Origin of the sequence: Pseudomonas sp. CFBP 13710, assembly GCF_014842235.1 — a bacterium.
GTDB lineage: Bacteria > Pseudomonadota > Gammaproteobacteria > Pseudomonadales > Pseudomonadaceae > Aquipseudomonas > Aquipseudomonas baltica.
The window spans coordinates 98,618-111,727 of the sequence record NZ_JACYVJ010000005.1 but is presented as its reverse complement, the minus strand read 5'-3'; the positions used below and the strand labels follow the sequence as shown (position 1 = coordinate 111,727).

At 62.8% G+C, this 13,110-nt stretch carries 10 protein-coding genes; 4 read left to right on the top strand and 6 right to left on the bottom strand.

The window, feature by feature from the left end; all coding sequences use genetic code 11:
* Window positions 1-209: 209 nt before the first annotated feature.
* Window positions 210-1,592 (bottom strand): cysteine--tRNA ligase, encoded by a 1,383-nt coding sequence (cysS, locus tag IFT44_RS13610; RefSeq protein WP_192137958.1) that lies wholly within the window; start codon window positions 1,590-1,592, stop codon window positions 210-212.
* Between the two features lie 29 nt (window positions 1,593-1,621).
* The gene (locus tag IFT44_RS13605) at window positions 1,622-3,319 is read right to left on the bottom strand and encodes a glutamine--tRNA ligase/YqeY domain fusion protein (protein WP_122713769.1); all 1,698 of its coding nucleotides are present in this window, start codon (window positions 3,317-3,319) and stop codon (window positions 1,622-1,624) included.
* 229 nt (window positions 3,320-3,548) lie between these two features.
* Between IFT44_RS13605 and IFT44_RS13600 the strand changes: the two genes are divergently transcribed.
* Both IFT44_RS13600 and lpxH read left to right on the top strand, forming a co-directional pair.
* A complete protein-coding gene (locus IFT44_RS13600) occupies window positions 3,549-4,052 on the top strand; it encodes a peptidylprolyl isomerase (protein WP_122476043.1) in 504 nt (167 codons plus the stop codon).
* Window positions 4,049-4,783, top strand: coding sequence for a UDP-2,3-diacylglucosamine diphosphatase (lpxH, locus tag IFT44_RS13595; protein WP_192176046.1), 735 nt, complete (start codon window positions 4,049-4,051; stop codon window positions 4,781-4,783). The genes IFT44_RS13600 and lpxH overlap by 4 nt, the downstream gene beginning before the upstream one ends.
* A 100-nt stretch (window positions 4,784-4,883) precedes the next feature.
* Here the strand turns inward: lpxH and IFT44_RS13590 are convergent, their stop codons facing one another.
* The 3 genes from IFT44_RS13590 to IFT44_RS13580 all read right to left on the bottom strand — a co-directional run bounded on the left by IFT44_RS13590 (window position 4,884) and on the right by IFT44_RS13580 (window position 8,251).
* Window positions 4,884-6,416: a DHA2 family efflux MFS transporter permease subunit gene (locus tag IFT44_RS13590; protein ID WP_192102337.1), complete on the bottom strand. Its 1,533-nt coding sequence runs from the start codon at window positions 6,414-6,416 to the stop codon at window positions 4,884-4,886.
* Window positions 6,417-6,473: 57 nt separating this feature from the next.
* A complete protein-coding gene (locus tag IFT44_RS13585; protein WP_192102338.1) occupies window positions 6,474-7,706 on the bottom strand; it encodes an HlyD family secretion protein in 1,233 nt (410 codons plus the stop codon).
* 71 nt (window positions 7,707-7,777) lie between these two features.
* The gene (locus IFT44_RS13580) at window positions 7,778-8,251 is read right to left on the bottom strand and encodes a MarR family winged helix-turn-helix transcriptional regulator (RefSeq protein ID WP_192176045.1); all 474 of its coding nucleotides are present in this window, start codon (window positions 8,249-8,251) and stop codon (window positions 7,778-7,780) included.
* A gap of 267 nt (window positions 8,252-8,518) precedes the next feature.
* Here IFT44_RS13580 and dacB point away from each other — a divergent pair, with 267 nt between their 5' ends.
* Window positions 8,519-9,979: a D-alanyl-D-alanine carboxypeptidase/D-alanyl-D-alanine endopeptidase gene (gene dacB / locus IFT44_RS13575; protein WP_192176044.1), complete on the top strand. Its 1,461-nt coding sequence runs from the start codon at window positions 8,519-8,521 to the stop codon at window positions 9,977-9,979.
* A 63-nt stretch (window positions 9,980-10,042) separates the two neighbouring features.
* Here the strand turns inward: dacB and rlmKL are convergent, their stop codons facing one another.
* A complete protein-coding gene (rlmKL, locus tag IFT44_RS13570) occupies window positions 10,043-12,319 on the bottom strand; it encodes a bifunctional 23S rRNA (guanine(2069)-N(7))-methyltransferase RlmK/23S rRNA (guanine(2445)-N(2))-methyltransferase RlmL (RefSeq protein ID WP_122476053.1) in 2,277 nt (758 codons plus the stop codon).
* A gap of 533 nt (window positions 12,320-12,852) precedes the next feature.
* Here rlmKL and rmf point away from each other — a divergent pair.
* Entirely contained in the window at window positions 12,853-13,068 is a 216-nt protein-coding gene (gene rmf / locus IFT44_RS13565) for a ribosome modulation factor (RefSeq protein WP_008368461.1), read from the top strand.
* Window positions 13,069-13,110 lie beyond the last annotated feature (42 nt).

Below are 13,110 nucleotides of genomic sequence, written 5' to 3'. Positions count from 1 at the left end.
CGCAAAATCCGTAGGAGCGGTCCGTGGCCGCGAAAGGCGCGACGCGGTCCAACTGGTACACCCCAGTGCCCGGTTCGCGGCCGATGACCGCTCTTACGCAAAATCCGTAGGAGCGGTCCGTGGCCGCGAAAGGCGCGACGCGGTCCAACTGGTACACCGCAGTGCCCGGTTCGCGGCCGATGACCGCTCCTACGGCGAATGTTGCTGTATCAGTCCGCCAGGCGCCAGGTGGTGCCGCCCTTGCCGTCTTCCAGCACAACGCCCAGCGCGGTGAGCTGGTCGCGGATGCGGTCGGATTCGGCCCAGTCCTTGCCGGCCCGCGCCGCCAGACGTGCGGCGATGAGCGCGTCCACGTGCGCCGCATCCACGCGTCCGGCAGCGCCGGCCTGGAGGAATTCGTCGGAATCGAGCTGCAATACCCCGAGCAGGTCGCCCAATTCGCGCAGGCGACCGGCCAAGCCCGCAGCTGCGTCGACATCACTGTCACGCAACCGGTTGATCTCGCGCACCAGATCGAACAATACGGCGCAGGCCTCCGGTGTGCCGAAGTCATCGTTCATGGCATTGGCAAAGCGCTCGACGAACAGCTCGCCCCCCGCTGCCGCCACTTTCGGCAAGCCCTTGAGCGCATGGTAGAACCGCTCCAGCGCGCCCTTGGCTTCCTTCAGGCTGTCTTCGGAATAGTTGATCGAACTGCGGTAATGGCTGGAAACCAGCAGGTAGCGCACCACCTCGGGCTGATACTTCTCCAGCACATCGCGAATGGTGAAGAAGTTGTTCAGCGACTTGGACATCTTCTCGCCGTTGATGCGGATCATCCCGCAATGCAGCCAGGCGTTGGCGTACGGCTTGCCGGTGGCCGCCTCGCTCTGGGCGATCTCGTTCTCGTGGTGCGGGAATTCCAGGTCGTTGCCGCCACCATGAATGTCGAAGGTGTCGCCCAGGCAGCAGGTCGACATCACCGAGCATTCGATGTGCCAGCCAGGACGGCCTGGGCCCCACGGTGACTCCCAGCTCGGCTCGCCGGGCTTGACGCCCTTCCACAGGACGAAATCGAGGGGGTCCTGCTTGGCCTCTTCCACTTCGATGCGCGCCCCGATGCGCAGGTCTTCGATCTTCTTGCGCGACAGTTTGCCGTAGCCTTGGAACTTGCCGACCCGGTAGTACACGTCGCCGTTGCCCGGCGCATAGGCATAGCCCTTGTCGATCAAGGTCTGGATCATCGCCAGCATGCCCGGGATGTGCTCGGTGGCGCGCGGCTCCTGATCCGGCTTGAGGATGTTCAGGCGCGCCTCGTCCTCGTGCATCGCATCGATCATGCGCGCGGTCAGGGCATCGAAGCTTTCGCCGTTGTCCCGCGCACGGTTGATGATCTTGTCGTCGATGTCGGTGATGTTGCGCACGTAGGTCAGCTCATAGCCGCTGTAGCGCAGCCAGCGCGTGACCAGATCGAACGCGACCATGCTGCGACCGTGGCCCAGGTGGCAGTAGTCGTACACGGTCATGCCGCACACGTACATGCGCACCTTGTTGCCATCCAGCGGCGTGAAGACCTCTTTGCTCTTGCTCAGCGTGTTGTAGATGTTCAGCACAACGATTCCTCAACTTGGCCTGGCGAGGCTCAGCCCCACGAGTCACGCAGGGTGACGGTACGGTTGAACACCGGACGACCCGGTTGCGTGTCGACCAGGTCGGCGCAGAAATAGCCTTCGCGTTCGAACTGGAAACGATCCTCCGGCGCCGCGTTGGCCAGCGACGGTTCGGCGCGGCAGCCACGCAGTACCTGCAGGGAGTCGGGATTGATATTGTCGAGGAACGTCGCGCCGTCTTCGGCCTTCTCCGGGTTGGCCGAGCGGAACAGGCGATCGTACAGGCGCACTTCGCACTCGACGCTGGCCGCGGCCGGAACCCAGTGGATCACGCCCTTGACCTTGCGCCCTTCCGGATTCTTGCCCAGGGTGTCCGGGTCGTACGAGCAGCGCAGCTCGACGATGTTGCCGTCGGCATCCTTGATCGCTTCGTCGGCACGGATCACGTAGCTGCCACGCAGGCGCACTTCGCCGTTGGGCTCCAGGCGCTTGTAGCCCTTGGGCGGTTCTTCCATGAAGTCGTCGCGGTCGATGTACAGCTCGCGCTCGAACGGCAAGGCGCGCACGCCCATGTCTTCCTTGGGGTGGCGCGGCAGCTCGAGCTGCTCGACCTGGCCTTCGGGATAGTTGGTGATCACTACCTTGAGCGGGCGCAGCACGCACATGGCGCGCGGTGCGTTGCGGTCGAGGTCGTCACGGATGCTGAATTCGAGCATCGACATGTCGACCACGCCATCGGAACGGTTGGTGCCGATCATGTCGCAGAAGTTGCGGATCGACGCCGGGGTGTAGCCGCGACGGCGGAAACCGGAGAGGGTCGACATGCGCGGATCGTCCCAGCCCTGCACGTGCTGTTCGTCGACCAGCTGCTTGAGCTTGCGCTTGGAAGTCAGCGTGTAATTGAGGTTCAGGCGGCTGAACTCGTACTGACGCGGGTGCGCCGGCACCGACAGATGGTCGAGGAACCATTCGTACAGCGGACGATGCCCTTCGAATTCCAGGGTGCAGATGGAGTGCGTGATGCCTTCGATGGCGTCGGACTGACCGTGGGTGAAGTCGTAGTTGGGGTAGATGCACCACGCATCGCCGGTCTGGTGGTGATGGGCGTGGCGGATGCGGTAGAGAATCGGGTCGCGCAGGTTCATGTTCGGCGAGGCCATGTCGATCCGCGCACGCAGCACGCGCTCGCCGTCCTTGAACTCGCCAGCCTTCATGCGCGCGAACAGGTCGAGGTTTTCCTCGACGCTGCGCTCGCGGAACGGGCTGTTGCGGCCAGGCTCGGTCAGGTTGCCGCGGTACTCGCGCGCCTGCTCGGGGGTCAGGTCGCAGACGTAGGCGTCGCCCTGCTTGATCAGCTCCACGGCCCAATCGTGCAGCTGGTCGAAGTATTGCGAGGCGTAACGCTCTTCACCGGCCCACTCGAAGCCCAGCCACTTGATGTCGCGCTTGATGGCGTCGATGTATTCCTGATCTTCCTTGGCCGGATTGGTGTCGTCGAAACGCAGGTTGCAGACACCGCCGAATTCCTGCGCCAGGCCGAAGTTCACGCAGATCGACTTGGCATGGCCGATGTGCAGATAACCGTTGGGCTCCGGCGGGAAGCGGGTGACGATCTGGCTGTGCTTGCCGGCGTCCAGGTCGGCCTGGACGATCGGGCGCAGGAAGTTGGCGGGCACGGCAGGGCCATTGCCTTTGGAGTTGGGAGCGTTGTCGGCGGTGGGCTTGCTCATTGGAATCCTTGAACGAACGATGCGGCGGCAGCCAGGGTAGGCCGACCAAATCAAAGCGCTTATCATAGCCGAAGCGGTCAACCGGCTGACAGGCCAGCCCCGACAAACTATCGGGTAAATCCTGCAGCGCGGCAAAAAACAGCCTTTGAATAGGCATCGTCGCCTGTAAACTGGGCGCCGTCGCTAGCGAATTTCCACAGAACATTCTCCACAGAACAGAGAGAGACCCATGTCCAAAGTCAAACTGACCACCAACCACGGCGTTATCGTCCTGCAACTGAACGCCGAAAAGGCCCCGCTGACCGTGGCCAACTTCCTCGAGTACGTGCAGGCCGGCCACTACGAAAACACCGTGTTCCACCGCGTGATCGGCAACTTCATGATCCAGGGCGGCGGTTTCGAGCCTGGCATGAAAGAGAAGAAGGACAAGCGCCCGAGCATCCAGAACGAAGCCGACAATGGCTTGCCGAACAAGAAGTACTCGGTGGCCATGGCCCGCACCATGGAGCCGCATTCGGCTTCGGCGCAGTTCTTCATCAACGTGGGCGACAACAGCTTCCTCAACCACACCGCGAAAACCACCCAGGGTTGGGGCTACGCAGTGTTCGGTGAAGTGGTCGAAGGCCAGGACGTGGTCGACAAGATTAAGGGCGTGTCCACCACCTCCAAGGCCGGTCACCAGGACGTACCCGCTGAAGACGTGATCATCGAGAAAGCCGAGATCGCTGAGTGATACTGCTGATCTCTGATCTGCACTTGCAGGAAGAACGCCCGGACATTACCCGGGCGTTTCTGGATTTCCTCGGCGGGCGTGCGCGCTCAGCCGAGGCGCTGTACATTCTGGGCGACTTCTTCGAAGCCTGGATCGGCGACGACGCCATGACCCCTTTCCAATCGTCCATCTGCGCAGCGCTGCGTGCGCTCAGCGACGGTGGCACGAAGATTTTCCTGATGCACGGCAACCGCGACTTCCTGATCGGCTCGAGCTTCTGCAGGAAGGCCGGTTGCAGCCTGCTGGCGGACCCGAGCATGGTGCGCTTGAACGGCCAGGCGGTGCTGTTGATGCACGGCGACAGCCTGTGCACGCGCGACGAAGGCTACATGCGCCTGCGCCGCGTGCTGCGCAACCCGCTGACCCTGTTCATCCTGCGCAACCTGCCGCTGGGCACGCGTCACACGCTTGCCCGCAAGCTGCGCAATGAAAGCCGGGCGCAGACCCAGATGAAAGCCCATGACATCGTCGATGTCACCCCTGAAGAGGTGCCGCGGGTGATGTGCCAACACGGTGTGACCACCCTGATTCACGGGCATACCCATCGTCCGGCAGTGCACGAGCTGCAGATCGGTGATCTGCCGGCACAGCGTATCGTGCTGGGGGACTGGGATCGTCAAGGGTGGGTGCTGCAGGTGGATGACCGGGGCTTCAACCTGGCGCCGTTCGATTTCCCGGCCCAGGCGGTCTGATACACCGCGCTGTCCTGTTCGCGGCCACTGACCGCTCCTACAGGTAGATCGCGGTGCCTCCGTAGGAGCGGTCAGTGGCCGCGAACAGGCGCCACGGTTTTCAATGCCCACCACCGGCAGCCGGCCCGGCCTTGGCGGTGAACGGTGGCTTGGCCAGCCAGACCAACAGCACCAGCCCGGCGAAGATCCATCCCATCAGGGTGAAATAGTCCACCGTACTCAACATGTAGGCCTGGCTGTTGACCATCTGCTCCATCCGCGCATACGCCTGAGGCGTGTTGCCGCCCATTTGCTCCAGCGCATGGCGGGTCACCGGATCGTAGGTGCTGATGCTCTCGGTCAGGTAGGCATGATGCTGATCGGCGCGGCGAATCCAGATCCAGGTCGTCAACGATGCGGCGAAACTGCCACCCAGCGTACGCAGGAACGTCGCCAGGCCCGACCCGTCGGCAATCTGCTGCGGTGGCAGGTCCGACAGCAGAATGCTCAAGGTGGGCATGAAGAACAGCGCCACGCCGGCGCCCATGAACAGCTGCACCAGTGCCACATGCTGGAAGTCCACCTGGCTGTTGAAACCGGCACGCATGAAGCAACTGGTACCGATAGCCACGAACGCGAGGCCCGCGAGCAGACGCAAATCGAACTTGTGTGCGTACTTGCCGACAAAGGGCGACATCAGCACCGGCAGGATACCAATAGGTGCCACCGCCAGGCCCGCCCAGGTGGCAGTGTAGCCCATCTGGGTCTGCAGCCACTGCGGCAGGATCAGGTTGATGCCGAAAAACCCGGCATAGCCGAACACCAGCACCAAGGTACCGATGCGGAAGTTGCGGAACGCGAACAGCCGCAGGTTCACCACTGGATGCTCATCGGTCAGCTCCCAGATGACGAACGCCGTCAAGGCTACGGCCGATATGACCGAGCCGACGATGATGAACCCGGACTCGAACCAGTCCAGATCGTTACCCTTGTCCAGCACCACCTGCAATGCACCGACGCCGATGATCAACGTGATCAGGCCGACATAGTCCATGGGCTGCCTGCTCAGGTGCACCGGCCGCTTGGCCATCTGCTGACGCACCACAGCACAGGCGAACAAGCCGATGGGAATATTGATGAAGAAGATCCACGGCCAGCTGTAGCTGTCGGTGATCCAGCCACCCAGGATCGGCCCGGCGATCGGCGCCACCACCGTTACCATCGCCAACAGCGCCAGGGCCATGCCGCGCTTGGCCGGTGGATACACGGCGATCAGCAGGGTTTGCGTCATCGGGTACAACGGCCCTGCCACCAGCCCCTGCACCACGCGAAAGCCGACCAGCTCGGGCATCGAGGTGGAAATACCGCACAGGAACGAGGCCAGCACGAACAGCATCGTGGCCCAGAGAAACAGCTTCACTTCACCGAAGCGTCGACTCAGCCAGCCGGTCAGTGGCAAGGCGATGGCGTTGCTCACCGCAAACGAAGTGATGACCCAGGTGCCCTGCTCGGAGCTGACCCCCAGGTTGCCGGAAATGGTCGGCAGAGCGACGTTGGCGATGGTGGTGTCGAGCACCTGCATGAAGGTCGCCAGCGACAGGCCGATGGTGCAGAGCAACAGGCTTGGCGGCGTGAACGAGGCTTTGGAATCCATGATCCACCCTTTGCAATGCGATGCCGCGCCCGCCCTTCAGGGCCCGGCGCAGGCGAATCAGCGCGTGGCCGTGGTACCGGGCGCTGCGCTGTTGTCGTGGATCAACTGGGCGATCATGGCGTCCGCCTCACCCAACTGCTTGTCGTAGACATTGGTGGTGAAGGACGCCTGCTGCGGGGGTTGCTGGGCCAATACCGGCCCGCTCTGGTCGTGCAGGTTCACATCGACCACCGTCGACAGGCCGATGCGCAGCGGGTGCTCGCGCAACTGCGCGGGGTTGATGTGCACCCGCACCGGCACCCGTTGCACGATCTTGATCCAGTTGCCCGTAGCGTTCTGCGCCGGCAGCAGGGCGAACGCACTGCCGGTACCGGCGCCCAGGCTGTCGATGGTGCCGCTGTACTTCACCTCGTCGCCGTACAGGTCACTGGTGATGTCCACCGGCTGGCCGATGCGCATGTGGCGCAGCTGGGTTTCCTTGAAGTTGGCGTCGATCCACAGCTGGTCGAGCGGGATCACCGCCATGGTCGCGGTGCCCGGCTCGATGCGCTGCCCCAATTGCACGGTGCGCTTGGCCACATAGCCGGTCACCGGGGCGATCAAGGTGGTGCGGGCATGGGCCAGATAGGCCTGGCGCAACTGCGCTGCCGCGGCACGTACGTCGGGATGATTGGACACCTGCGTGGCATCCACCAGCGCGGTCGAAGTTGCCAGTTGCTGCTGGGTGTTGCTCAAGGCGCTTTGCGCGGAAATCAGATCGTCATGGGCGTGGGACAGCTCTTCCTGCGAGATCGCCCCGTCGGACGCCAGGTTCTTGCGTCGGCCATAGTTGTCCTGCGCGCGTTGCACTTCTGCCTTGCGTGCAGCGACCTGGGCTTTCATGCCGTCAACGTTGCTGTACAAGCCACGCACCTGGCGTACCGCCTTGGCCAGGTTGGCCTGGGCGTTCTGCAGGTCGATCTGCGAATCGTTCGGGTCGAACTGCACCAGCGGCTGGCCCTCGTGGACCAGGTCGCCGTCGTCGGCGCCGATGCTGATCACCGTGCCCGTGGTCAACGGGGTGATTTCCACCACGTTGCCATTCACGTAGGCATCATCGGTGCTTTCGCTCCAGCGCCCGTACAGGGTGTACCAGGCCCAGACGCCCAGACCGCCGAGCACCACCAGGGCGAGCAGGATGAACAGCCAGAGCTTGCGCTTGCGACGGTTGCCCGGCGCCTTGTCGTCGGCCGACGGCGCTGCGGGCGGTTGCTGGGTGGCATTGGAATCAGTGGCAGTGGCATTGGCCATGGCAGTTCACCTGAAAGGGTTCGGTCGGTGTTGCATCGAGCAGGTCGGTCCGGGGTCTCACGGCGGCGGGTTCACCCAGCGGCGGTACCCAGCGCCAACAGGGGGTCCCCGGAAGCCTGCAGCAGCTTCGTGAGAATCCGTTCCAATTCGACGATTTCTTCGCGTTCGAGCATGCCCACCAGCTCGTTCATGGCATTGGCACCGATGACCGGCAAGCGTGCCGCCAGTGCCTGCCCCTCTTCGGTCAGCACCAGCTGCACCTGGCGTCGATCGGCGGCGCTGCGCTGGCGCCTGATCAGCTGCTTGTGTTCCAGGCGGTCGAGCATGCGTGTCATCGAACCGCTGTCCAGCGACAGGTAGCGGGACATTTCCGCCGGTGTGCCGATACCGAACCGCGCATTGATGATCAGCACCTTGAATTGCGCCGCGGTCACCCCGTAAGGCACCAGGTGCGCGTCCAGCAAACGGTCCTTCAACGCCGATCCACGGCCCAGCAGCAGGCCCAGATTGCAGGTATGGAAGGTCTCGGGGGTGTAGTGATTCATGGGCTGGCAAGCTGTCCCGACAGTGTGAACACATCTTCGAAACATAATGTTACTGCTTAGGCAGACAATGTCAAGGCAATGGTTAGCTTGCTAACAGATAGATCTGTCGGTCGCTTTCACCGGAAAAATTCACCCGATCCCGATCGTGGCTGGCCAAAGCACGCAACGCTTGGGGCATAATGCTGGCGTTTCACCCGTAGTGGGGGTCTTCATTTCCTTATATGGCCCTCGTTTTCGTCACCCCTCGCCTGCAGGGTTTTCACGCACATGATCAAATCTCTTCGTCCAATACTGCTCGCCGGCCTGATGTTGCCACTGGCACTTCCCATCGCTGCCGCCCCCCTGAACACCACCCTGCCGCCCAAGGTTCAGCAAGCCATCAAGGCCAGCAAGCTGCAGAACGATGCACTGTCACTGGTCATGCTGCCGCTCAACGGCCCCGGCAGCCCGACCGTGTTCAACGCCGACGTGTCGGTCAACCCGGCTTCGACCATGAAGCTGGTCACCACCTATGCAGCACTCGAGTTGCTGGGGCCGACCTACCAGTGGAAGACCGAATTCTTTACCGACGGCACCCTGAGCAACGGCGTGCTCAACGGCAACCTCTACCTCAAAGGCGGCGGCGACCCCAAGCTGAACATGGAAAAGCTCTGGCTGCTCATGCGCGACCTGCGCGCCAACGGCGTGCGCCAAGTGACGGGTGACCTGGTGCTGGACCGCAGCCATTTCGTGCAGCCGCAACTGCCAGCGTTCAACGACGACGGCGGCGACGAAAACGCACCGTTCCTGGTGCGTCCGGATTCGCTGCTGGTCAACCTCAAGGCGCTGCGCTTCGTCACCCGCAACGACACCGGCAAGGTGCTGGTGTCGGTTGAACCGCCGATCGCAACCATCCGCATCGACAACCAGGTCAAGGCCCTGCCCGGCACCAAGTGCACGGGCGACGTGCGCTACAACCCGATCTCCCAGGCCGACGGCATGACCGTCGTGGTCAGCGGTCAGTTGGCCGAAGGCTGCAGTTCGCAGACCTACCTGTCGCTGCTCGACCACCAGAGCTATGCGGCCGGTGCGGTACGGGCCATCTGGAACGAACTGGGCGGCAGCATTCAGGGAGGTGATCGCGTAGGCACCGTGCCAAAGACCGCGCGAGTACTGGCGCGGGCGTTCTCGCCTGACCTGGTGGAAATCATTCGCGACATCAACAAGTACAGCAACAACACCATGGCCCAGCAACTGTTCCTCAGCTTGGGCGAACGCTACCGCAACGAGGCCGACGGCGACGACGCCAAGGCCGCGCAACGGGTGATTCGCGGGTGGTTGGCGAAAAAGGGCATCACCGCATCGCATCTGGTGATGGAGAACGGCTCGGGGCTGTCGCGTGACGAGCGCGTCAGCGCGCGGGAGATGGCCACCTTGCTGCAGGCGGCCTGGAAAAGTCCGTACGCTGCCGAGTTCATGGCGTCGATGCCGATCGTCGGCATGGACGGCACCATGCGCAAGCGCCTCAAGCGCACGGCCCTGCAAGGTGAAGGCCACATCAAGACCGGCACCCTGAACACCGTTCGCGCCATCGCCGGCTACAGCCGCGACAGCAATGGCAACACCTGGGCGGTGGTCGCCATTCTCAACGACCCACGCCCGTGGGGCGCCTCGTCGGTGCTGGATCAGGCACTGCTGGATCTGTATTCGCAGCCAAAAGCCGCGTCTACTTCGCCCAACATCCAGTAATCCACCCAAACCCTCTGGAAGGGAGGCGCGCTGCTTGCAAAGGCAGCGCCCTCTCTCGGTGAATCACCGCGCCTGAATCTTCCAGGCCCTGTGGATCTTGCCGTTGCGCGCGAAATCCTGATCCACTGTCTGCGCCGTGATGTCCTCGACCGCATAGCGCTCGGCCAAATTGGCGTCCAGCTGGAACTTGCGGAAGTTGTTGGAGAAATACACCACGCCCCCCGGTGCCAACCTTGCGACCGCCAGGTCCAGCAGCTCGACGTGGTCGCGCTGCACATCGAACACCCCTTCCATGCGCTTGGAATTGGAGAAGGTCGGCGGGTCGATGAAAATCATGTCGTATTCGTCACGACTGGCCTGTAGCCAGGCCATCACATCGCCCTGCTCCAGGCGGTTCTTGTCCGAGAAACCATTGAGCGACAGGTTGCGCCGTGCCCAATCCAGATAGGTCTTGGACAGGTCGACGCTGGTCGTGCTGCGCGCACCGCCCTTGGCCGCATGCACGCTCGCCGTGGCGGTGTAGCAGAACAGGTTGAGGAAACGCTTGCCCGCTGCCTCTTTCTGAATGCGCAGGCGCATTGGCCGATGATCGAGAAACAGCCCGGTATCCAGGTAGTCCGTCAGGTTCACCAACAACTGCACGCCGCCCTCCTGCACCTGGGTGAACTGGCCCTGAGCGCTCTGGCGCTCGTATTGGCGCGTCCCGCTCTGGCGCTCGCGGCGCTTGATGATGACCCGGCTCTTGTCGATGTTCAGTGCCTGCGGAATCGCCGCCAGGGCGTCGTACAGGCGTGCCGAAGCCTTCTCAGGGTCGATCGACTTGGGCGCGGCGTATTCCTGCACGTGCACCCAATCGTGGTACAGATCGATGGCCATGGCATATTCAGGCATGTCCGCATCGTACACACGGTAGCAATCGATACCCTCGCGACGTGCCCATTTGCCCAGGGTCTTGAGGTTCTTCTGCAAGCGGTTGGCGAACATCTGCCCGCCTTCGCTGAGCCGCGCCTGTTCAACCACGGGCGCGGGCGCCGGGGCCGGCTTGACCGGATTGCCGTTCTTGTTCACTCGTGCATACGGATCGGCCAGCGCTGGCGCGGTATCCACCTGCTCGGCTTGCTCACGCGCGGCCTGGCGCTGCTCGGGCGTACGTCGCTCACCGGTGACGAACTGGTCTGGCAGCACCTTGATCAATAGCAGCTTGCACGGCAACGGGCCGTTCCAGAACGAATACTGCTTGTGGCTGCGGATACCCATGCGCTTGCCCAGGTCGGGGGCACCGGTGAACACCGCCGCTTCCCAGTTCAGGCAGGCCTGGCGCAGGCGTTCGCCCAGGTTCTGGTACAGGTACAGCAAGCTGGCCTCATCGCCCAGCCGCTCGCCGTACGGCGGGTTGCAGATGACCAGGCCTTTCTGGTTGTGATCGGGGCGCGGCTCGAACGTCGCCACCTCGCCCTGGTAGATCTTGATCCAGTCGCTGAGGCCGGCGCGTTCCACGTTGTTGCGGCCTGGCTGGATCAACCGCGGGTCGGCTTCGTAGCCGCGAATCCACGAGGCTGGCTTGGCCAACCCGGCTTCGGCCCTTGCCAGCGCCTCGTCGTGCAGCTTGCGCCAGGTGGCCGGAACATGACCGAGCCAGGCGCTGAAGCCCCAGCGCGTACGCTTGAGGTTGGGTGCGATGTCGGCGGCAATCATGGCCGCCTCTACCAGAAAGGTCCCCACACCACACATCGGGTCGGCCAGTGCGCCGCCCTCGGCAGCGATGCGCGGCCAGCCCGCACGAATCAGAATGGCGGCTGCAAGGTTTTCCTTGAGCGGCGCAGCGCCTTGCTGCAGGCGGTAGCCACGCTGGTGCAGGCTGTGTCCGGACAGATCGAGCGAGAGAATCGCCTCGCCGCGGTCCAGGCGCAGATGCACGCGCAGGTCCGGGTTGAGCTTGTCGACGCTGGGACGCTCGCCGCTGGGCGTGCGCAGCTTGTCGACAATGGCATCCTTGACCTTCAGCGCACCGAAGTGAGTGTTGTCGATGCCCGAACCATGCCCGCTGAACTCCACGGCCAGGGTGCCGTCGGGCAGCAGGTGGTCCTGCCACTCGACATCCAGAACGCCGTGATAGAGGTCTTCGGCATCTTTCATGGCAAAGCGCTTGAGCACCAGCAGCACGCGGTTGCCCAGCCGCGACCACAGGCACAGCCGGTAGGCGGTTTCCATGTCGGCCATGCCGCGCACTGCGGAGGTGTGCTCGCGGGTTTCTTCCAGGCCCAGGGCGGTGGCTTCTTCGGCAAGCAAGCCTTCGAGGCCCTTGGGGCATGTGAGAAACAGTTCAAAACGGTCCGACATGGTACTTCCTGGCCCATTTGGGCATTGATGAGACGGCAAGCGCATTGCCGTCTCGAGGTTCAACCAGGCGCCTTACGCAATGGAGCGCCCGAGCGACACCACCGTGGTGTCAATCCACCCCACCCGCCGCCTTGATAAGCGAGAAGCCGGGGCAGAACCTGATTCTGCTGAAAAAGGCATCGCCTGCGCGACCCTTCGTCGATTTTTCACGTCTCTGGAATCGAGATGATTCGCAATGGCATATTGACCTCATTGCATACTGCAAGCCTTGTCTTGGACGGGCTAGCAGTTGAGTGAAGCTTGAAGTACCTGCTTACTTATTGCCCATACCGCGAAATAGTTACGTGCTTATGACAAAACGATCATTCACATCGCGCAGTTCAACGTTTAGAAATCACCTCAGGTCGTCGCCGCAATGGCGAAGACATCACTGCTCGCCACGCCGGCAGCGAGCGCGATACCGGCAGATCATCTGCCTGGCCTCACACGAGGCCAACGGGACATTACAGTCAATAGACAGAGGGCAACACCCTATGAGAAGACTTAAGCGTGATCCGTTGGAACGAGCATTTCTACGCGGATACCAGTATGGCATCCATGGCAAATCCCGCGAGCTTTGCCCTTTTACTCTACCGTCGGTACGCCAAGCCTGGATCAACGGCTGGCGCGAAGGACGCGGCGACAACTGGGACGGTATGACCGGCACTGCGGGGATCCATAGGCTCAACGAACTTCACGCCGTCGGCTGACACTCTTTTTCCTTTTCACCATGCACGCCCAACCAGGGCGGC